Source organism: Caulobacter sp. GW821-FHT10A06, from assembly GCF_059415805.1.
In genome coordinates, this window is record NZ_JBWKNY010000004.1 from 116,824 (window position 1) to 137,629 (window position 20,806).

Genomic DNA, 20,806 nt, shown 5'->3' on the forward strand with positions numbered 1-20,806 from the left:
CGCGGGGGCGCTTATCGAGACCTTTATGCAGACCAAACCCACCCTCGTACCGGCGGATGCGTCCCTGCCGTCGCTCGCCAATGTGAAGGCCGACGAGACCATGCTCGGACACTTCCTGGACTGGCTGGGCAAGCTGGCGGTGAACCTGGTGGTCGCCGCCCTGATCCTGATCCTGACGTTCTGGATCGCCGGCATGGCCGCGCGGTTCATGCGCCGGACGCTGAACCGTGTGCACCGGAACAATCCCGACCCGACCCTGGAGAGCTTCAGCGCCTCCCTGGCCCGCTACGCCATCGTCGCGGTCGGCCTGGTGGCGGTTCTGCAGCAGCTGGGCGTGCAGGCGACCTCGATCATCGCGGTGCTGGGCGCGGCCTCGCTGGCCATCGGCCTGGCCCTGCAAGGCGCCCTGTCGAACGTGGCGGCCGGCGTGATGATCCTGCTGTTTCGCCCCTACAAGGTCGGCGACGTCATCGAGACCTCGACCCGCAACGGCACCGTCAAGTCGCTGGACCTGTTGTTCACCGAGATCGCCACCCCCGACAACGTCAAGGTGATGATCCCCAACAGCAAGGTGTTCGGCGACGTGATCCTGAACTACTCGACCCACCGCACCCGGCGGGCCGACGTGCTGTTCAAGGTGCCGCTGAAGACCGACCTGGTTCTGGTGCTGAAGCGCCTGCGCGAACGGGCCGAAAGCGATCCGCGCATCCGCAAGGACCCGGCGGTGATGATCGAGGTCACCGACCTGTCGGAAGTCTATGCCCAGGCCGCCATCCGCGCCTGGACCTCGGCCGCCGACTTTGGCCCGGTGAAGACCGACCTGATGCTGGTGGCGCACCTGCTGGCCGAGGATCCGGTCCGCGAGGACCTGCCGCCCCCGCGCAAGTCAAAGGCGGTAGATCCCTCGCCCGCCATGCCGGGCGAGGGCGAACACCATCACCTGCTCAGCCTGATAAAGCCGCGTCGAGGTCGGAAATCAGGTCCCGCGTCGACTCGATCCCGACCGAAAGCCGAATAAGGCCGTCGGTGATGCCCAACGCCGCCCGCTGATCCGCCGGGATCGAGGCATGGGTCATGATCGCCGGATGCTCGATCAGGCTCTCGACCCCGCCCAGGCTTTCCGCGAGCGTGAACAGGCGCGTGCGCTCCAGCATCTTGCGGGCCGGGGCCAGGCCGCCCTTCACGTCGGCCGAGATGATGCCGCCGAAGCCGCCGGTCATCTGGCGCTTGGCCAGGTCGTGCTGCGGATGGCTTTCCAGGCCCGGATAGATCACCCGCTCGATGGCCGGGTGCTTCTCCAGCCAGCGCGCGATCTCGAGCGCGCTGTCGCAGGCCCGCTGCATACGCAGGGCTAGGGTCTTCACGCCGCGCAGGGCCAGAAAGCTGTCGAACGGGCCGAGCACGCTGCCGATGGCGTTCTGCAGGAACTTCATCTGGTCGGCCAAGGCGGCGTTGTCGCCAACCACCGCCACGCCCGCGACCACGTCGGAGTGGCCGTTCAGGTACTTGGTGGCCGAGTGCATGACGACGTCGAAGCCCAGCTCCAGCGGCCGCTGGATGTAGGGGCTGGCGAAGGTGTTGTCGGCGACGGTGATCAGGCCGTGCTTCTTGGCCAGGGCCGAGATGGCCGACAGATCCGCCAGGCGCAGCATCGGATTGGTGGGCGTCTCGACCCAGATCATCTTCGTCGCCGGCGTGATCGCCGCCTCGACCGCCGCCAGATCCGCCATGTCGACGAAGCTGAAGGTCAGGCCGGCCGAGCGCTTGCGCACCTTGTCGAACAGCCGGAACGAGCCGCCATAGAGGTCGTCGCTGGCGATCACGTGCGCGCCGCTATCCAGCGTCTCCAGGATCGTCGAGGCCGCCGCCAGGCCCGAGGCGAAGGCGAAGCCCGCCGTCCCGCTTTCCAGATCGGCGATGCAGCGCTCGAAAGCGAAGCGGGTCGGGTTGTGGCTGCGGCTGTACTCGAAGCCCTTGTGCTCGCCGGGGCTGGTCTGGGCGTAGGTCGAGGTCGCGTAGATCGGGACCATCACCGCTCCGGTCGTCGGGTCGGGATACTGTCCGCCGTGGATGGTCCGCGTGGCGAAGTCCAGGCGGTTCTTGCCGGGGATGTCGGTCATGCAGGTCCTCTAGGCGCTCAGGCGCAGGTGATTGATCAGGTCCACGCGGGTGATGACACCCAGAAATTCTTCACCCTCCACCACCAGGGCCACCTCGTCGCGATCGAAGACTTCCGGCAGGTCGTCGATGCTCTGGTGGGCCTGCAGGGTGTTGACCGCCTTGGTCATGGCCGCGCCGACCAGGGTCTTGAAGCGCGGGGCCTCGTCGCCCGCCTCGACCGCGGCCAAGAGGTCGCTCTCGTCAAGGATGCCGACCAGGCGGCCGCGATCAACGACCGGCAGCTGGCTGATGTCGGACGAGCGCATGCGGTTGTAGGCCGTCAGCAGGGTGTCCTCGGGGCCGATGGCGATCACCCCGCCCTCGGCGTAGCGCTTGGCGATCAGGTCGCGCAGGTCGCCGTGCAGCTCGCGACCGTCGAAGCCGTGGGCCGCCAGCCAGAAGTCGTTGAACATCTTGGTCAGGTATTTCGAACCCGTATCGCAGACGAGCGTGACGACCCGCTTGGGCTCGGTTTGCTCGCGGCAATATTTCAACGCCGCCGCCAGCAGGCAGCCCGAGGACGAGCCGGCCAGGATGCCTTCCTTCTTCAGCAGCAGGCGGGCGGTGTCGACGCTCTCGCGGTCGCTGATCGAATAGGCCTTAGACACCAGGTCCATCTGGGCGTTGTCGGGGATGAAGTCCTCGCCGATGCCTTCGACGATCCAGCTGCCCGCCTCGCCGAAGGTCCCGGTCTCGACATAGTCGCGCAGGATCGAGCCGACCGGATCGGCCAGCACCATCTGGGTCTTGGGCGAATTTGCCTTCATGTAGCGGCCGACACCCGTGAGCGTACCGCCCGAGCCGACGCCGACGACGATGGCGTCGATGTCGCCGTCCATCTGGACCAGGATCTCCGGACCCGTCGTGGTCTCGTGAGCGTGGGGATTGGCCGGGTTCTCGAACTGGTTGGCGTACAGCGCGCCGGGGATCGACTGGGCCAGGCTCTGGGCCATGTCCTGGTAGTATTCCGGATGGCCCTTGCCGACATCGCTGCGGGTCAGGCGCACGTCCACGCCCATGGCCCGCAGGTGCAGGATCTTTTCCCGCGCCATCTTGTCGGGGACGATCAGGATCAGCTTGTAGCCCTTCAGCGTCGCCACCTGGGCCAGGCCCAGGCCCGTATTGCCGGCCGTGGCCTCGATGATCGTGCCGCCGGGCTTCAGCCGGCCGTCGGCCTCGGCTGCCTCGATCATGGCGCGGGCGACGCGGTCCTTGATGGAGCCGCCGGGGTTCTGGTTTTCGAGCTTGAGAAAGAGGCGGCAGGGACCGGTGTCGAGGTTCTTGACCTCCATCATCGGCGTGCGGCCGATGAGGTCGAGGGCAGAGCCGGCAATCGAAGGAAGGCCGGATTTAGGGTCGTTCATGGCGTAGCTCCGCCAGAGGGTGAAACGATTTCCTCTAGGTAGGTACGCTTTGGGGAATATTGGAAGAGGTTAGGCCGCGCCCGTCATCACCGACCACTCGGCGGCGAACTTGCGGCTTAGGCAGACGTCCTCGAACACCACCTTGCGCAGCTGGCCCAGCAACTCGGGCGTGTCGTGGACAATAACGAACGGAAAACCGTTGGCCGACAGGAAACCGTGCAGGAATCGCGAAAAGCGATCGGCCTCTTCGGGGCCGGCGAGGCGAACCTCGGTCTCAGCGGTCATCGAAGCCATGAGCGTGGCCCTCTGTGAACGGACCAAGCCTTAACGCATGAACTCGCATTTGCGAACCAGCTTCGCCAATGCGAAATAAACTGTGATCACCTATTCGCGCCTCGGGCGAGCGATCGCCCGCCCGAGAACACGTAATGCCTACAGGATGGACTGGCCGGTCGAGGCCCAGTCCTTCAGGAACTGTTCCAGACCCTTGTCGGTCAGCGGGTGCTTGTAGAGTTCGGCGAACACCGCCGGCGGGATGGTGACGACGTCGGCGCCGATGATCGCGGCTTCCTTGACGTGGGCGGCGTTGCGCACCGAGGCGGCCAGGATTTCGGTCTCGTAGCCGTAGTTGTCGTAGATCGCGCGGATGTCGCGGATCAGGTCCATGCCGTCGAAGCCGTAGTCGTCCAGGCGGCCGATGAACGGCGAGATGTAGGTCGCGCCGGCCTTGGCGGCCAGCAGGGCCTGGGTCGGCGAGAAGCACAGGGTGACGTTGGTCTTGATCTCTTCGTCGGCGAAAGCGGCGCAGGCGATCAGGCCGTCGCGGGTCAGCGGGATCTTGACCACCACGTTCGGGGCGATCTTGGCCAGCTTCTGGCCCTCGGCGATCATGGCGTCGGCCGTGGTGGCGGCCACTTCGGCGCTGATCGGGCCGGGGACGATGTCGCAGATCTCGGCGATGACTTCGAGCATCGGACGGCCCGACTTGGCGATCAGGGTCGGGTTGGTGGTGACGCCGTCGATCAGGCCGGTGCTGGCCAGGTCGGCGATGACCTTGGTGTCGGTGCTGTCGAGGAAGATCTGCATGGTCGCTCGCGCTGGTTTGTTATGTCGGGAGTTGGCGTCGGTTTAGCCCGAGCGGCGGCGTCACGCCAGACTCGTCATACCAGTCTGTCGGCTGTCCGTTCCACGGCGACGCGCCAGGGCTCGGGGGTGAAACCGAACACGCGCTGCAGCTTGCGGGTGTCGAGCGGCGTGCGCGGCGGGCGTGGCGCGGGCTCGGCGAAGGCGGCCTGGGTAGTCGGCTCGATCCTCGCCTTGCTTTGCGGATCACGATCGATCGCCGCCTTGGCGAAGTCGAAGCGGCTAGTCTCGCCGGCATTGGCGAAGTGGAACAGGCCGAAGACCGGATCGCCGGCCGGCGCGGCGGCCCAGCGCGGGGCGGTCGCGACCAGGAAAGCGGCCAGAGCCTCGCCGTCGGTCGGCGTGCCGAACTGATCGGCCACCACCTTCAGCACCTCACGCTCGCGGGCCAGCTTCAGCATGAAGCTCACATAGTTGCGGCCGTAGCGGGAGAAGACCCACGAGATGCGCAGCACCACCGCCTTGGGATAGGCCAGCACCGCCCGCTCGCCGGCAAGCTTGGAGCGGCCATAGACATTGATCGGCTCGGCCAGATCGGTCTCGACATAGGGACGCTCGGTCAGGCCGTCGAACACCGCGTCGGTCGACAGATGCACGAACGGCAAGCCACGCTCGGCGCAGGCGACGGCCATGACGCCTGGCGCCGTGGCGTTGACCGCGAAGGCTTCATCGGGACGCGCCTCGGCGGGGTCGACATGGGTGAAAGCGGCGGTGTTGAGCACCACGTCGCAGTCGGCCGCCAGGATCACGGCGTGGATCGCCTCGGGGTTCTCCAGGTCGCAGTCAGCGCGGGACAGGGCGACGACTTCGATGCCGTCGCGTGCCGCAGCCTGGACCGCCGTGGCGACCTGACCAGTCTTGCCGAACTGCAGGATCCTCATTTCAGCGCGGGAACCCGATCGCCCAGCACCTGGCCGACAAAGGCTCGCAGGTTGCCACCCTTGAACAGGTAGCCCGGCATGCCTGCCCGGTTGCCAGCCTCGACGTCGATATGGCGGTCGCCGATGATCACCGCCTCCTCCGGCGTCAGGTTCCACTCGGCGAGACCGCGCAGGACCATGCCGGGATTGGGCTTGCGGTCGGGATGATCGGCGACGCGATAAGCTTCGACGATGGCCGCCTCGTGGAACGGCGAGTGGTAGAACGCGTCGATCCGCCCGCCCAGCTGCGCCAGTTGCTCCAGCATGGCGTCGTGGAAACGGTCCATCGCCGCCTCGTCGAAATAGCCTCGGCCGATGCCCGACTGGTTGGTGACCACCAGGACCTTCAGCCCCGCCTGGGTCATCGCCGCCACCGCTTCGCGCGCGCCGTCGATCCAGTTCAGCTTGGCCGGATCGGAGACATAGCCGTGATCGACGTTCAGCACGCCGTCCCGGTCCAGGAACACGGCCTTCAGGGGAGGAAGCGCGGCAGCGTCGGTCATGGCCTGAGCACTACCGCGAGTGCTCGCGAAATACCACGGCTCGCGTCTTGGCCTCGTCGCTTAAGCTCCCTAGAAATGCGGCCCATGACCAACGCCTTCGCCGACGCCGCCCGCCTGCGCGACCGCCTCAAGACCTGGGCGACCGAGGCGGCCTATCCGTTGTGGTGGGAAACCGGCGCCGACCACGTGAAGGGCGGCTTCTTCGAGAAGCTGGACCTGGAGGGCGTCCCCGTCGACGGCCCGCGCCGCGGCCGGGTGCTGCCGCGCCAGATCTTTTCCTACGCCATCGCCGGCGACCTGGGCTGGACGGGTCCGTGGCAAGCGGCGGTCGAGCACGGCCTGAGCTTCTACCTGGACCGCTACCGTCGCCCCGACGGCCTATTCCGTACTCTTGTGGGTCCCAACGGCGAGAGCCTGGACGAGACCGCCGACCTCTACGACCAGGCCTTCGCCATGTTCGCCCTGGCGGCGGTCGCCAAGGTGCTGCCGGCCCGCGCCGAGGAGGCCAAGGCCATCGCCACGGCCGTGCGTGAAAAGCTGATCGCCGAGCGCAAGCATCCCGTCGCCGGCTTCCATAACTTCAACCCGCCGACCGCGCCGCTGCAGTCCAACCCGCACATGCACCTGTTCGAGGCCATGCTGGCCTGGAACGAGATCGACGGCGACCCGGCCTGGCGCGCCCTGGCCGACGAGATCGCCGAACTCGCTCTGAGCAAGTTCATCCAGCCCGAAAGCGGCCAGCTGCGCGAGTTCTTCGACCTCGACTGGAACGCCGCGCCGGGTGTCGAGGGCCGGATCTGCGAGCCGGGTCACCAGTTCGAATGGGGCTGGCTGCTGCTGCGCTGGGGCAAGCTGGCCGGACGTCCGGACGCCACGACCGCCGCCCTACGCATGATCGACGCCGCCGAGACCCACGGCACGGACCTGGCGCGCGGCGTGGCGATCAACGCCCTGCTGGACGACTTGTCCATCCACGACAACGGCGCGCGCCTGTGGCCGCAGACCGAACGGATCAAGGCCGCCGTCCTGGCCGCCGAGATCACCGGCGACGCCAAGTACTGGGACATGGCCGCCGCTGGCGCCGAGGGCCTGATGACCTATCTGCGGACACCGGTCTCGGGCCTGTGGCGCGACAAGTACCAGCCCGACGAGACCTTCGTGGACGAGCCGGCCCCGGCCAGCTCGTTCTATCACATCGTGCTGTCGATCCTGGAGATGGACCGGGCGGTCAGCGCGGCTTCGTAAGCAGCAAGGTAGCGGCCCCGATCGCTCGGGCTCTCACCTCGCCTTCCAACGGGATGATCGCGCCGGCGGCATAGACGTCGCCGTCGATCTCCAGCACGCCTTCCAGCAGTTGCACGGTCGAGACCGGCAGGACCACGGTCTCACCAGCGGGGGCGCGACGCAGCTCGACGTCGAAACCGTCGGTGCTGACCAGGGTCTCGGACCCGCCAGGCGAGGCGCTCTTGCGCGAGGCGATCGAGCGGCCCTTGGCCTTCAGGCCATCGACCAGGACCTTCACCGCCTGGCTGTCCTTGCGGTGGCAGACCAGCACCGCGTCGGGCTCGGCGATGACCACGATATCGCTGACACCGATCACGCCCACATAAGGCCCGGTCGAGCGCACCAGCACGTTGGTGGCTTCGTGCAGATCGACGTCGCCGTCCCGAGCGTTGCCGTCGTCGTCGCGCGTCGAGGCTTCCCAGATCGCATCCCAGGCGCCCAGGTCCGACCAGGCGAACGACGCCGGCGCCACGGCGGCCTTGGTCGTCCGCTCCATCACCGCATAGTCCAGACTGATCTTGGCCGCGCCGGCGAAGGCCTCGCGATCCAGGCGGCCGATCCCGGCTTCCAACTCGAGCTTGGCGACGCAGGCCTTGGCGGCCTCGGCCACCGAAGGCTCGAACGCCTCGAATTCGCCCAGCAGCGTGCTGGCCTTGAAGGCGAAGTTGCCGCTGTTCCAGAGATAGCCTTCCAACAGGTAGCGCTCGGCGGTCTCGCGGTCGGGCTTCTCAACGAAGGCGGCGACCTCGCGCACCGAGCCGTCCAGCAGCGGCGCGCCGGGGCGGATATAGCCAAAGCCCGTCGCCGGCACGGTCGGCTGCACGCCGAAGGTGACGATCAGATCGTGCTCGGCGGCCTTGGCGGCGATGACGGCGGCGTCGCCGAACATCGCGGGGTCGGCGACGTGGTGATCGGCGGCCAGCATCAGCACCACGCCGTCGGCGTCCAGGGTCTGGACATAGGCGGCGGCGGCGGCCACGGCCGGAGCGCTGTCGCGGGCCTCGGGCTCGACCAGGATGGTGACCCAGGTCTCGATCTCGGCGGTCTGCTCGGCGACGAAGCCGACCATGGCCTCGCCGGTGACTACGACGATCTCGGCGACACCCGGTAGGTCGCGCACCCGCAGCACCGTCTCCTGGAAGCTGGAACGGTCGCCGACCAGCTTCAGGAACTGCTTGGGCTGGTCGCTGCGCGAGGCGGGCCACAGGCGCGTGCCCGAACCGCCGCAAAGGATAACCGGATAGATCGCGGCCAAGAGTAACCCCAGACTGACAAGCACCCCTGCTTGGGTCCGGGGATATAGCGAAGCGACCGCAAGGCGAAGGCCTTATTAGTTCGGAACGTTCGCCTTCAGCTCGGCCAGCCAGGTATCTGCGGTCGCGTCCGACGGCATCCGCCAGTCGCCGCGCGGCGACAGCGCCCCGCCCGACGAGATCTTGGGCCCGTTCGGCACGGCCGAGCGCTTGAACTGGTTGGCGAAGAAGCGCTTCAGGAACAATTCCAGCCACTTGCGGATCTCGGCCAGGTCATAGGCGCGACGGCCACTGTCGGGCAGGCCGACCGGCCAGCCGCCCTGCTCCGCGTCGTGCCAGGCGCTCCAGGCCAGGAAGGCGATCTTGGACGGCGCCATGCCGTAGCGGGTCATGTAGAAAAGATTGAAGTCCTGCAGGGCGTAGGGGCCGACGAAGCTCTCGGTGGCCTGGGTGACCTCGCCCGGCACCAGCTCCGGCGAGATCTCGGTGGCCAGGATGTCCTCCAGCAGCGCCGTGGTCGCCGCATCGACATCGCCCGAATGGGCCACGAAACGGATCAGGTGCTGGATCAGCGTCTTGGGCGCCCCGCAGTTGGGGTTGTAGTGGCTCATGTGGTCGCCGACGCCATAAGTGCACCAGCCCAGGGCCAGTTCCGACAGGTCGCCAGTGCCGACGACGAGCGCGGCGTTGTGGTTGGCCAGGCGGAACAGGTAGTCGGTGCGTAAGCCCGCCTGCACGTTCTCGAACGTCACGTCATAGACCGGCTCGCCGCGCCCGAACGGGTGGTCCAGGTCCTTCAGCATCTGGGTCGCGGCCGGACGGATGTCGAGCTCGGCGGCGGCAGCCCCGATGGCTCTCATGAGGGCCCAGGCATTGTCCTTGGTGCGATCCGAGGTGGCGAAGCCCGGCAGGGTGTAGGCCAGGATGTTGGTGCGCGGCAGGCCCAGCTGATCGACGGCCTTGGCCGCCACCAGCAACGCCTGGGTCGAGTCGAGGCCGCCCGAGATACCGATGACCAGCTTCTTCAGGCCCGAGGCCTCGAGCCGCCGCGCCAGGCCCTGGACCTGGATGTTGTAGGCCTCGTAGCAGTTCTCGCGCAGCTTGGCGGGATCCGAGGGCGTGAACGGAAAGCGCTCGATCGGGCGGTGCAGAGCCAGGTCGCCGGCCGGCGCCTCGAAAGCGAAAGGCACGACGCGGAACGGGACCTTGGCCGGGTTCAGCGCCATGGCGTCGCCGAAGCTGCCGACGCGCATGCGCTCCTGACGGATCCGCTCGACGTCGATGTCGGCATAGGTCCAGGCCGGCCCCGTCGAGAAGCGCGGGCTCTCGGCCAGCAGGGCGCCCATCTCGTGGATGTCGACATGGCCGTCCCAGGCCAGGTCCGTCGAGCTCTCGCCCGCCCCGGCGGCGGCGTAGACATAGGCGGCGACCATCCGCGAGGACTGGCTGGCGCACAGCATCCGGCGGGTCTCGGACTTGCCGATGGTGATGTTGCTGGCCGACAGGTTCAGCAGGATCTCGGCCCCGGCCAGGGCCTGGGCGGTGCTAGGCGGGGTGGGCGTCCAGACGTCCTCGCAGATCTCGACACCCACGGTGAACGGCGTCGGGGCGTCGGCCCTGAACAACACGTCGGTCCCGAACGGGACGCTTTGGCCGGCCAGGGTCAGGGTCTTGCCCGTAATCCCCGCGCCCGGCGTGAACCAGCGGCGCTCATAGAATTCGCGGTAGTTGGGCAGGAAGCTCTTGGGAACGACGCCCAGAACCTGGCCGCCCTGGATCGCCACCGCCGTATTGTAGAGCCGGCCGCCGTCACGCAGCGGCGCGCCGACCACGATCATCGGCGAGAGTCCCCTGCTGGCCTCGGCCAAAGTCGCGATCGCCGCTTCGACGGCGTCCAACAGCACTTCCTGCTGCAGCAGGTCGTCGATCGTGTAGCCGGTCAGGCCCAGTTCCGGGAACACGATCACCGCCACGCCAGCCTCATGCGCCTCGCGGGCCAGGGCCAGAACGCTTTTAGCGTTCACGGCCGGATCGGCCAGCTTCACCTTGGGAACGGCGGTGGCCACCCGGACGAAGCCATGGCGATAGGGCGAGAAGAACGACGGACTACCCAAGGAATCGGCCTTTCAGGGTTATGCTGAAATTGAGCATAAGTCTGTCTCCAGCTATAGCGCCTGCGGACGATGTTGCATAGCGGTCAAGAAGCGTGTCCGCGCGGGTTGACCCCCGGGGCCTCGCATGCGAGTGCGCCCCTCGCGCAGCCCTGCAAAACATAACAAAGACGGAAGCTCACATGCCCGTTTCGCCCATCAAGATGGCCGACGCGATCCGCGTCCTTTCCATGGACGCCGTGCACAAGGCCAAGTCCGGTCACCAAGGCATGCCGATGGGCATGGCCGACGTGGCGACCGTCCTGTGGGGCAAGTTCCTGAAGTTCGACGCCAGCCAGCCCAACTGGGCCGACCGCGACCGCTTCGTGCTGTCGGCCGGCCACGGCTCGATGCTGCTGTATTCCCTGCTTCACCTGACCGGCTTCAAGGCCGTGACGATGAAGGAGATCGAGAACTTCCGTCAGTGGGGGTCGCTGACCCCCGGCCACCCGGAAGTGCACCACACCCCTGGCGTCGAGACCACGACCGGCCCGCTGGGCCAGGGCCTGGCCACCGCCGTCGGCATGGCCATGGCCGAAGCCCACCTGGCTGGCCGCTTCGGCTCTGACCTCGTCGACCACCGCACCTGGGTGATCGCCGGCGACGGCTGCCTGATGGAAGGCGTCAGCCACGAAGCCATCAGCATCGCCGGTCGCCTGCGCCTGAAGAAGCTGACGGTGCTGTTCGACGACAACAACACCACCATCGACGGCGTCGCCACCATCGCCGAGACCGGCGACCAGGTCGCCCGCTTCAAGGCCGCCGGCTGGGCCGTGAAGGTCGTCGACGGCCACGACCACGGCAAGATCGCCGCCGCCCTGCGCTGGGCCACCAAGCAGGACCGCCCGACCATGATCGCGTGCAAGACGCTGATCTCGAAGGGCGCGGGTCCGAAAGAAGGCGACCCCCACAGCCACGGCTACACCCTGTTCGACAGCGAGATCGCCGCCTCGCGCGTCGCCATGGGCTGGGACGCCGAGCCCTTCACCGTGCCGGGCGACATCGCCACGGCCTGGAAGAGCGTCGGCCGTCGCGGCGCCAAGGTCCGCAAGGCCTGGGAGGCCAAGCTGGCCGCCTCGACCCACGCCAGCGACTTCAAGCGCGCCATGGTCGGCGAGCTTCCCGCGACCGCCTTCGAGGCCGTCGACGCCCACATCGCCAAGGCCCTGGAGACCAAGCCGGTCAACGCCACCCGCGTCCACTCGGGCTCGGCCCTGGACCAGCTGATCCCGGCCATCCCGGAAATGATCGGCGGCTCGGCCGACCTGACCGGCTCGAACAACACCCTGGTCAAGGGCATGGGCGCGTTCGACGCGCCGGAATATACCGGCCGCTACGTCCACTACGGCGTGCGCGAATTCGGCATGGCCGCGGCCATGAACGGCATGGCCCTGCACGGCGGCGTGATCCCCTATTCGGGCACCTTCCTGGCCTTCGCCGACTACAGCCGCGCGGCCATCCGCCTGGGCGCCCTGATGGAAGCCCGCGTCATCCACGTGATGACCCACGACTCCATCGGTCTGGGCGAAGACGGCCCGACCCACCAGCCGGTGGAACAGGTCGCGTCCTTGCGCGCCATCCCCAACCTGCTGGTCTTCCGTCCGGCCGACGCGGTGGAAGCCGCCGAGTGCTGGAAGGTCGCCCTGCAAAGCGCCCGCACCCCGTCGGTCATGACCCTGTCGCGCCAGAAGACCCCGCACGTGCGCACCGCCGGCGGTGATCTGTCGGCCAAGGGCGCCTACGAACTGCTCGCCGCCGAGGGTGGTGAAGCGGCCGTGACGATCTTCGCCTCGGGCACCGAGGTCGGCGTCGCCGTGGCCGCCCGCGACATCCTGCAGGCCAAGGGCAAGCCCACCCGCGTCGTCTCGACCCCCTGCTGGGAACTGTTCGACAAGCAGGACGCCGCCTACCAGGCTTCGGTCATCGGCCAAGCCCCGGTGCGCGTGGCGGTGGAAGCCGGCATCCGCATGGGCTGGGAGCGCTTCATCGGCGAGGACGGCAAGTTCGTCGGCATGAAGAGCTTTGGCGCCTCGGCCCCGTTCGAGCGCCTCTACAAGGAATTCGGCATCACCGCCGAAGCCGTCGCGGAAGCGGCCGGCGCCTAAGACACTGTGATGGCGTGGAGGTCTAGAACTCCACGCCCACCCGCAGGATCGCCACCAGGGCGTGGCCGACGCCGCCGTCGGCGCCCGGGTCCTTCACATATTGCAGGTCGGGCTGGATCGTCACCGGTCCGATCTTGTCCGAATAGGTCACCTCGATCGCGCTTTCGGCGCGTTGCAGGCGCTGGCCCGCGTCGAAGGCGTTGTCGCGGAACTTGCCCGACAGATAGGCTTGGTTGACCCCCATCGAGAAGGCGCTGTCGGGGCGGCTCTCGAAGACATGCTCCACCAGCACGCCGGCCTGCCAGCCGCCCTTAAAGGCGGTGGTGTCGCCGTCCGAGACGCCCAGGCGCGCGAAGGCCGTGGTCTTGCGCACCGCGTCATCGCCCTCGCCGGTCAGCTGGCGTTCCAGCAGGACATAGGCGCCCTGGGCGGTGGCGTGGACCGGATCGCCGGCGGGCGTGACGCTGCGGATGTCGTCCTGCTTGTCGCTGTAGCGCCAGGTCCCGACGGCCACCTTGCCACGCCCTTGCCAGCCGGCTTCGCCGATCACCAGCACGCCATTGTCGAACGAGGTGTGGACACCGCCGGGATCGCCCAGCACGCCGGCATTGGCGTTCAGCACGGCGGCTTGCGCATAGACGTGCTCATTGGGCGTCCAGCGCGCACGCACGGCCAGGGCCGTGGACGGGAAGATCGACGGGCCGTTCGGCCCGGTGGCCGCCAGCTCCGAACCGATGCCGAAGGCCGGGGCCAGCAGCATGCCGGCGCTGTCGTTGGAATAGAACTCGCTGTTGAGGTCATACAGGCCCGCGCGGATCGAACCCTTGTCGCCGAAACCCTGCTCGACCCAGGCCTCGAACAGGCGGGCGCGCTGGCGGCTGACCTCGATATTGTCGACGCCCTGCAGGGTGCCGGCGTCGTCATTGGGCATGGCGCCGCTATTGTTCAGGAACAGGGCGTGGGCGGTCGCGCCCTTCCAGCCGACGGCCTTGTCCAGGTCGAGATCGGCCGAGATCTGGAAATCGTCCAGCACCCGGCCGCGCTTGGCCAAGCCGCCGCTGACCGTGCCGGTCACGTCCGCCGTGTAGCTGCCGCCCAGCTTCAGGGCCGGTTCGGCATAGGCGTCGGCCGCCATCAGCGCCGCGGCGATGAAGAAGGATCCCGCCGCCAGGCGATAGGCGATCCGGTTGGTTTTCGTCTGGCGCATTCTAGCCCCCGCTGGCCCGACATTCGATCGGACGAGGGCGCAACCTCACCCGGGGCGAGGCGCCATCCGGTAAACCTTGGCTGTGGCGAGTCGTCGCAGACCGTGCGCCGAGACGGCGATTTCTGCCCCATGCGGCGAGATGACGCTGACGGACGCGGAAGGGGCATGAACGTGCACGGTCAAGCTCCCGTCCAGAGAAGCGTTCATTTGCACGTGTCGGGAAGGTCCTTGGTGGAGCCGAGGGGAATCGAACCCCTGACCTCCTCATTGCGAACGAGGCGCTCTACCATCTGAGCTACGGCCCCAAGGAGCGGCGGAGATACGGCCCTTGGGCGCGCACGTCAAGCGGGGTTCTCACCGCGCCTTGCCAGCAACCTCCAGGCGCGGCAAGAAGCTGTGGCATCAGACGGAAATCCCATGGCGCCCATCATCAATCTCGTCTTCTTCATCCTCAACGCGCTGCTGGACCTGCTGTGGTGGGCCATCATCATCTCGGCCGTGTTGAGCTGGCTGTTCGCGTTCGACGTGATCAACCGCCGCAACCAGTTCGTCTATAACGTCGCCTCTTTCCTGGATCGCGTCACCGACCCGATCCTGGCCCCTTTCCGCCGGATCATCCCGTCGATCGGCGGCGTCGATATCAGCCCGATCATCGTGCTGCTGCTGCTGCGCGGCTTGCAGATCTTCATCCTGCCGGCGCTTCAGAACACCCTGCTGAACGTTCTTGGCTGAGGTCCTGGCCGTCCGCCTGACGCCCCGTGGCGGCCGCGATGCGGTTGACGGCTGGGCCAGCGACGCGGACGGCCGCCCTTACTTGAAGGTCCGCGTGGCCAGCCCGCCGGTCGACGGCGCGGCCAACGCGGCCCTGCTGGCCTTCCTGGCCAAGAGCCTGAAGATCCCGCGCTCAGCCGTCCGTCTGGCGGCCGGCGACACGGCCCGGCTCAAGCGCCTGGAGCTGGATGGCGTCACCGCCGACGACCTGGCCAAGGCCTTCGGCGCACGTCCCTAAACTTGACCACAAAAGGCAAATCCTTGCTGAAGCCGGCGCGCTGCGCGCTGGCAAAGCACGATCATGCCCAAACCCGATGATGGTCCAACCCATTGACTAGGCGGCATTCTTTGACTTCCATCTAGGCCATCGCGGCTGGCCTGGCCGTGGTGGGGACCGGGGGGTCTCAGGGGGCGAAGGCGTGACCGAGACGACGATGCAGAAGGACGTGGCTCGCGCCGCCGCCTCACGGCGCGCGAACACCTATCTGCGCATCGGCGCCACCGTGGCCATCGCCGTGCTGCTGCAGGTCTATCTGCATCCGGCCTGGGGCTGGGTGTGGGCCGGCGTCTACACGCTGTGCTACGCCTTCGAGAACTGGGTGCGGGGTCCGACGGGGTCCGCGCCGACCTGGCGACGCCTGGCCGCCGTCGTCGCGCCGTTCGTCACCTCGGCGGCCTTCGGCGCCGTGTCGCTGGCGCTGTTCGCCTCGCACATCCGGTTCGCACCGACCCTGGGCGGCATGCTGCTGGCCGGCGCCCTGCTGAACGTGGTGGTCGTCAACGCCGGCAACCGCCTGGCCACCCTGATGGCCGCCGCCCCGCACGCCCTCTACCTGCTGATCGCACCGTTCGTGGCCAAGGCCGCCAATCCCGGGGCCAACCTGGCCGATGTGCTGTGGTTCGGCGCCATCCTGATGATCGTCTCGGTCACCGTCGCCAGCCGCACCCTCAGCGCCGCCCTGAAGGCCGAGGCCGACGCCAAGGCCGAGGCCGAGCGCCGCCGCCACGAGGCCGAGGAGGCCGTCGCCGCCAAGTCCGCCTTCGTGGCCATGATCAGCCACGAGCTGCGCACCCCGATCAGCGCCATCCTGGCCGGCGCGGCCCGCCTGCACAGCGAGGTTCCCGAGGCCGGCCAGAAGATCCACGCCCAGCTGATCGCCGACGCCGGGGGCCTGATGCGCACCCTGCTGAACGATCTGCTGGACCTCTCGCGCCTGGACGCGGGTCGGATGACGGTCGAGCAGTCGGCCTTCAACCTGCGCCAGGCCTTGTCGGACACCCTGCGCCTGTGGCGGCCCGAAATCGCCCGCAAGGGGCTGAAGCTGCGGATCAAGGGCGCGGCCAGCCTGCCCCGCTGGGTGGCCGGCGACGCCATGCGCCTGAAGCAGGTGCTGAACAACCTGCTCAGCAACGCCATCAAGTTCACCGAGCGCGGCGAGATCACGGTCGTCCTGCACGCCCAGCCCTCGCCCGACCAGGTCCTGCTGTCGATCGAGGTGATCGACACCGGTCCTGGCATTCCCGAGGCCGCCCTGCCGCGCCTGTTCACGCCGTTCGACCAGCTGAACGCCGCCATCGTGCGCCAGCATGGCGGCTCGGGCCTGGGCCTGGCGATCAGCCGCGAGCTGGCCCGGCTGATGGGCGGCGACCTGACCGCCGCCAGCGCACCCGGTCACGGCGCCCACTTCACCCTGACCACCGTCTTCGAGACCGCCGAAGCGCCGCGCGCCGAGGACGAGGGCCGCTCGATCACCGGCCTGCGGGTGCTGGTGGTCGACGACCACGTGGTCAACCGCCGAGCCATCGAGCTGGTGCTCCAGCCCTTCGGCGTCGACGCGACCCTGGCCGAGTCCGGCGAGGAGGCCCTGGAACTGCTGAACGCCGAGGTCTTCGACGCGGTGCTGATGGACGTCTACATGCCCGGCATGGATGGCCGCGAGGCCACCCGGATCCTGCGCGCTGGCGCGGGCCCCAACCGCGACACCCCGGTGATCGCCGTCACCGCCTCGGCTACGCCCAAGGACTGGGACGCCTGCATGGCCGCCGGCATGAATGGCCACGTGGCCAAGCCGATCGACCCTGTGGAGCTGTTCGGAGCCTTGGCTCAGGTGCTGGCGGTCGAGGTGTCCGCCTCGGCCGACGCGGCCTGATCCAGCACGGCCTTGAGGCGCGCCGCCAGGGCCGCCTCGTCCTTCATGTCGCATTCCCAGACGACCTCGACCCGCCAGCCGGCCGCCTTCAGCGCGGCTTGCGAGCGCGCGTCGCGGGCGACGTTGCGGGCCACCTTGGCCAGCCAGTAGTCGCGATTGTTCTTGGGCACCCGCGAGCCTCGCGCGCAGTCGTGACCATGCCAGAAGCAGCCATGGACGAAAAAGGCCAGCTTGCGGCCCGGCATGACCACGTCGGGATTGCCCGGCAGGTCCTTGCGATGCAGGCGATAGCGCGCGCCCAGGCTGGTCAGGATCCGGCGCAGGGCCTTCTCGGGCCTGGTGTCCTTGCTCTTCACGGCGGCCATGACGGCCGAGCGCTTGGCCTTGTCGTAGACGTCCGTCGTCACGGCTTGGTCTCCGGCGGGAAACGGCCCAGGCGCAGGGTCCCGGTCAGCAGCAGCACGCCCAGCTGCTTGAGGCCCGGCCAGCGCGACATTGGGGTGAAGAACCAATCCCTCATGCAAGGCCAGAACGCGCCATGCGCTTGAAAGAGCGGCGTCAGGGCCTTGGAGACCAGCTGATAGATGCCGGTGTGCCGCCGACGATCGCCCTGCCAGGCGCGGACGGCGACAGTGACCCCGCGATGGTCGCGGTCCAGGCGCGCGGCCAGCTCGACGGCGTCCACCAGGGCCAGGTTCGCCCCCTGCCCCAGTTGCGGACTGGTGCCGTGAGCGGCGTCGCCGATCAGCACGCAGGCGTCGCGGTTCCAGCGTCCCACCGAGACGTCGCGATAGAGGGCGCGGGAGAAACCCTCCCAGGCTTCGCGGCCCTCAAGCAGCGCGGCGGCCTCGGGCCACAGTGCCCCTAGCCGCTCGCGCCGCCAGGTTTCGAAGTCGCCGGCCAGGAAGGCGTCCAGGTCCTTGACCGGCACGGACCAGAAGAGGCTGACCTGATCTTGGCCGATGGGCAGGACGCCAGTCATCACCTCGGCGCGGTGATAGACCTGCCGCAAGGCGCCGGCGAAACGGCCCTCGGGATCGCTGGCGTTAGTCCAGACCGCGCCCCACGGATAGACCGGGGCTCGCGCGCCGGGCCGGATCGCCGTCCGCAGGGTCGAGGCCGAGCCGTCGCCGACAATGGCCAGTTCGAACGGGCCGAAACTGCGGCCTTGCTGATCGTGAAGGATAGGGTTCGCGGCGTTCTCGATCCGCACGACGCGGGCGTCGGTGACGACCTCGACCCCGGCCGGCGCTAGCTGCTCGTGCAGAGTGTCGAACAGCACCGCGCGATGGATGCCGACGCCGTGCGCGCCGGGCCGCCAGTCGCCGTAGTCCAGGTCCATGACCCGGCGGCCGCGCGTATCCTTGCCTTCCAGCCGGTCGACACGGGCGCCGGCCTCACGGATCGCTTCGTCGAGACCCAGGGCCCGCAAGGCCGCCAGACCCGTCGGCTGCAACAACAGCCCCGAGCCCAATGGACGCGGGGCCGCGAAGGCCTCCAGCAGGGTGACCCGATGCCCTCGGCGCGCCAGGGCCAGCGCGGCGGCCATGCCGCCGACGCCGCACCCGACGACGCCTACACGAAGGGGGCTCAGAGGCCCTCGAACAGCGCCGTGGACAGATAGCGCTCGGCGAAGCTGGGGATGATCACCACGATCAGCTTGCCGGCGTATTCGTCGCGCAGGGCCAGGTCGAAGGCGGCGGTCAGGGCCGCGCCCGAACTGATGCCGACCGGCAGGCCTTCGGTCGCCGCCGCGCGGCGGGCCATGGCGAAGCTGTCGTCATTGCTGACCTGGACGATGTCGTCGATCACCGAGCGATCGAGGATGCCCGGCACGAAACCGGCCCCGATGCCCTGGATCTTGTGCGGACCCGGCGCGCCGCCCGACAGCACCGGCGAAGCCTCGGGCTCGACGGCGACCATCTTCAGGGACGGCTTGCGGGCCTTCAGCACCTGGCCGACGCCGCTGATCGTGCCACCAGTGCCGACGCCCGAGACCACGGCGTCCACGGCGCCGGCCGTGTCGTTCCAGATCTCCTCGGCGGTCGAGACGCGGTGGATCAGCGGGTTGGCGCCGTTCTCGAACTGTTGCGGCATCACCGCGCCCGGCGTGGCGTCGATCAGTTCCTGGGCGCGCGAGACGGCGCCGCGCATGCCCTTCTCAGCCGGGGTCAGCTCCAGCTTGGCGCCCAGCAGCAGCAGCATCTTGCGGCGCTCGACCGACATGCTTTCGGGCATGACCAGGATCAGCTTGTAGCCCTTGGCGGCGGCCACGAAGGCCAGGGCGATGCCGGTATTGCCCGAGGTGGGCTCGATAATCGTCGCGCCGGGCTTCAGGATGCCCTGGGCTTCCAGCGACTCGATCATGGCCACGCCGATGCGGTCCTTGACCGAACCGATCGGGTTGAAGAATTCGAGTTTGGCGACGACCTCGCCCTTGGGCTTCAGCTCGGCCGTCAGGCGCGGCAGGCGGACGATCGGGGTGTCACCGATCGTGTCGATGATCGAGTCGTAGATCTTGCCGCGACCCGCGCGCTTGAAACGCGAAGCGTCGTAGAGGGAGGAAGCGTCGTCCATCAGAGCACCCTGGAGCCTTTAGGTTGCGGGAAGCGGGCGCACCCTAGACCCGCAAACCCCAGCTGTCAGGGGGTCATTCGGCGGCGAGGCTTGCAGTTTTGCTAATCAGCAGGGGCTCCAGCAGGGTTTGGGCCAGCCAGCGGACGGCCGGGACCGCCACGCCGTCGCCGATCACCTGCAGGCCGGCCGTCTGCGAACGCGGCAGCAGATAGCTGTCGGGCAGGCCCATCAGGCGCGCGCCCTCGCGCGGGGTGACCAGGCGCGAGCGGACTTGGCCGTTCTCGATGACCAGCAAGGTCTGACGCGAGGAGCCGCCGCGCGGGGTGCGCAGACATCCCGCTACGCCGTCGAAGCGCACCTCGGCCCGCTGGTCGCCGCCGCGCATCCGGCGGAACACGGCGCCGACCGCGCGCTCGCCCGACTTCACGCGACGCTCGACCGCCTCGCGGTGGCTGTCGGCCATCAGGGCCAGCAGGGCGTCGGTGCGCTCCTGTGGGTTCCAGGTCACGGCGGCGTCGGGCTCGAGCACGACGGAAAGGTCGGTGTTGCGGGCCGGCGGCGAGGGGACGCCCCACCAGATCCAGCGCTCTTTCAAGTCGTCGGGCAGGCGGGCGGCGGCCTCGCGCACGGCGCGGCTGTGGAAGCCGCTGGTCCCTTCCAGGTCGTCGGTCGGCAGGCGGGTGGCGACGACGAACACACGGGGGCGCGACTGCGGGACGAAGGCGCCGGCGTCGATCTCCAGCGCCCCGAAGCGGTAGCCCTCTTCCGAGAGCGCGCCGCACAGGGCGGTGAAGTCGTCGCCGTGGTGCGAGGTCAGCAAACCCACGACGTTCTCGATGACGATCACCGGCGGGGCGCGGCCCTCGGCCGACATCGCCTTCATCAGCGTCCAGAAGCCGAAGAAGGCCGACGACTTGCCGCCGGCCAGGCCCGCGCGGGCGCCGGCCAGGCTGAAGTCCTGGCAGGGGCTGGAGGCCCAGGCCAGGTCGGCGGTCGGGATCTCGTCCGCCTTGAGGGCGAAGACGTCGCCGGCGTGGAAGTGCTCCCCCGCGTCGGCGAAGTTGGCCCGATAGGTGTCGGCCTTCACCGCGTCGAAGTCGTTGGCGAACGCGCAGCTCCAGCCGTCGCCCAGACCGATCCGGGCCATGCCGCCGCCGGCGAAGAACTCAAGGAAGGAGGGAGAAGCGTTCCGATTCATCGCCGCTGAGTCTAGCCTCAC

At 68.4% G+C, this 20,806-nt stretch carries 19 protein-coding genes and 1 tRNA gene; 6 read left to right on the plus strand and 14 right to left on the minus strand.

Translation table 11 applies throughout. The annotated features are described in order from the left end of the window. Positions 1-25 precede the first annotated feature (25 nt). Positions 26-1,018, plus strand: coding sequence for a mechanosensitive ion channel family protein (locus tag AC07NF_RS11940; protein ID WP_494626105.1), 993 nt, complete (start codon positions 26-28; stop codon positions 1,016-1,018). Here AC07NF_RS11940 and AC07NF_RS11945 read toward each other — a convergent pair. From AC07NF_RS11945 to AC07NF_RS11970, 6 genes are all read right to left on the minus strand, one after another. After that, complete coding sequence (locus tag AC07NF_RS11945) at positions 945-2,120, minus strand: trans-sulfuration enzyme family protein (protein ID WP_494626107.1); 1,176 nt, start codon at positions 2,118-2,120, stop codon at positions 945-947. The genes AC07NF_RS11940 and AC07NF_RS11945 overlap by 74 nt on opposite strands. Before the next feature lie 9 nt (positions 2,121-2,129). Further along, entirely contained in the window at positions 2,130-3,524 is a 1,395-nt protein-coding gene (locus AC07NF_RS11950; protein ID WP_494626109.1) for a pyridoxal-phosphate dependent enzyme, read from the minus strand. Between the two features lie 69 nt (positions 3,525-3,593). Further along, complete coding sequence (locus AC07NF_RS11955) at positions 3,594-3,818, minus strand: hypothetical protein (RefSeq protein ID WP_494626111.1); 225 nt, start codon at positions 3,816-3,818, stop codon at positions 3,594-3,596. Positions 3,819-3,956: 138 nt separating this feature from the next. Beyond that, positions 3,957-4,610 carry a fructose-6-phosphate aldolase gene (gene fsa, locus AC07NF_RS11960; RefSeq protein ID WP_492816370.1) on the minus strand — a complete coding sequence of 218 codons (654 nt, stop codon included), beginning with the start codon at positions 4,608-4,610 and terminating at the stop codon, positions 3,957-3,959. A 74-nt stretch (positions 4,611-4,684) separates the two neighbouring features. Further along, positions 4,685-5,548, minus strand: coding sequence for a dTDP-4-dehydrorhamnose reductase (rfbD, locus tag AC07NF_RS11965; RefSeq protein ID WP_494626113.1), 864 nt, complete (start codon positions 5,546-5,548; stop codon positions 4,685-4,687). Then, complete coding sequence (locus tag AC07NF_RS11970) at positions 5,545-6,090, minus strand: D-glycero-alpha-D-manno-heptose-1,7-bisphosphate 7-phosphatase (protein ID WP_494626115.1); 546 nt, start codon at positions 6,088-6,090, stop codon at positions 5,545-5,547. Before AC07NF_RS11970 ends, rfbD begins: the two co-directional genes overlap by 4 nt. Positions 6,091-6,174: 84 nt before the next feature. Between AC07NF_RS11970 and AC07NF_RS11975 the strand changes: the two genes are divergently transcribed. Continuing rightward, positions 6,175-7,335 carry an AGE family epimerase/isomerase gene (locus tag AC07NF_RS11975; RefSeq protein WP_494626117.1) on the plus strand — a complete coding sequence of 387 codons (1,161 nt, stop codon included), beginning with the start codon at positions 6,175-6,177 and terminating at the stop codon, positions 7,333-7,335. Here the strand turns inward: AC07NF_RS11975 and AC07NF_RS11980 are convergent. Then, a complete protein-coding gene (locus AC07NF_RS11980) occupies positions 7,319-8,629 on the minus strand; it encodes a mannose-1-phosphate guanylyltransferase/mannose-6-phosphate isomerase (protein WP_494626119.1) in 1,311 nt (436 codons plus the stop codon). The genes AC07NF_RS11975 and AC07NF_RS11980 overlap by 17 nt on opposite strands. A 75-nt stretch (positions 8,630-8,704) precedes the next feature. Further along, positions 8,705-10,741, minus strand: coding sequence for an NAD(+) synthase (locus AC07NF_RS11985; RefSeq protein WP_494626121.1), 2,037 nt, complete (start codon positions 10,739-10,741; stop codon positions 8,705-8,707). A 179-nt stretch (positions 10,742-10,920) separates the two neighbouring features. Here AC07NF_RS11985 and tkt point away from each other — a divergent pair, with 179 nt between their 5' ends. Next, on the plus strand, positions 10,921-12,882 hold the full coding sequence (tkt, locus tag AC07NF_RS11990) for a transketolase (RefSeq protein ID WP_494626123.1): 1,962 nt from the start codon (positions 10,921-10,923) through the stop codon (positions 12,880-12,882). Between the two features lie 22 nt (positions 12,883-12,904). Here the strand turns inward: tkt and AC07NF_RS11995 are convergent, their stop codons facing one another. Together AC07NF_RS11995 and AC07NF_RS12000 are read right to left on the minus strand one after the other, a co-directional pair. Beyond that, positions 12,905-14,089 carry a carbohydrate porin gene (locus AC07NF_RS11995; RefSeq protein ID WP_494626125.1) on the minus strand — a complete coding sequence of 395 codons (1,185 nt, stop codon included), beginning with the start codon at positions 14,087-14,089 and terminating at the stop codon, positions 12,905-12,907. Between the two features lie 229 nt (positions 14,090-14,318). Then, positions 14,319-14,394 (minus strand) — tRNA-Ala (locus tag AC07NF_RS12000). Positions 14,395-14,506: 112 nt separating this feature from the next. On the opposite strand from AC07NF_RS12000, the gene AC07NF_RS12005 reads away from it, so the two are divergent. From AC07NF_RS12005 to AC07NF_RS12015, 3 genes are all read left to right on the plus strand, one after another. Beyond that, a complete protein-coding gene (locus tag AC07NF_RS12005; protein WP_492816355.1) occupies positions 14,507-14,821 on the plus strand; it encodes a YggT family protein in 315 nt (104 codons plus the stop codon). Further along, positions 14,814-15,098, plus strand: a complete 285-nt coding sequence (locus tag AC07NF_RS12010; RefSeq protein WP_492816353.1) for a DUF167 family protein — start codon at positions 14,814-14,816, stop codon at positions 15,096-15,098. Before AC07NF_RS12005 ends, AC07NF_RS12010 begins: the two co-directional genes overlap by 8 nt. A 196-nt stretch (positions 15,099-15,294) precedes the next feature. Next, a complete protein-coding gene (locus tag AC07NF_RS12015) occupies positions 15,295-17,010 on the plus strand; it encodes an ATP-binding protein (RefSeq protein ID WP_494627556.1) in 1,716 nt (571 codons plus the stop codon). On the opposite strand, the gene AC07NF_RS12020 is transcribed toward AC07NF_RS12015, so the two are convergent. The 4 genes from AC07NF_RS12020 to AC07NF_RS12035 form a co-directional block, all read right to left on the minus strand. Continuing rightward, the gene (locus AC07NF_RS12020; protein ID WP_494626128.1) at positions 16,965-17,417 is read right to left on the minus strand and encodes a very short patch repair endonuclease; all 453 of its coding nucleotides are present in this window, start codon (positions 17,415-17,417) and stop codon (positions 16,965-16,967) included. The genes AC07NF_RS12015 and AC07NF_RS12020 overlap by 46 nt on opposite strands. Then, on the minus strand, positions 17,414-18,682 hold the full coding sequence (locus AC07NF_RS12025; RefSeq protein WP_494627558.1) for an FAD-dependent oxidoreductase: 1,269 nt from the start codon (positions 18,680-18,682) through the stop codon (positions 17,414-17,416). Before AC07NF_RS12025 ends, AC07NF_RS12020 begins: the two co-directional genes overlap by 4 nt. Next, positions 18,601-19,587, minus strand: coding sequence for a cysteine synthase A (gene cysK / locus AC07NF_RS12030; protein ID WP_494626130.1), 987 nt, complete (start codon positions 19,585-19,587; stop codon positions 18,601-18,603). The genes AC07NF_RS12025 and cysK overlap by 82 nt, the downstream gene beginning before the upstream one ends. Positions 19,588-19,660: 73 nt before the next feature. Continuing rightward, the gene (locus AC07NF_RS12035; RefSeq protein WP_494626132.1) at positions 19,661-20,785 is read right to left on the minus strand and encodes a DNA cytosine methyltransferase; all 1,125 of its coding nucleotides are present in this window, start codon (positions 20,783-20,785) and stop codon (positions 19,661-19,663) included. Positions 20,786-20,806: the final 21 nt, after the last annotated feature.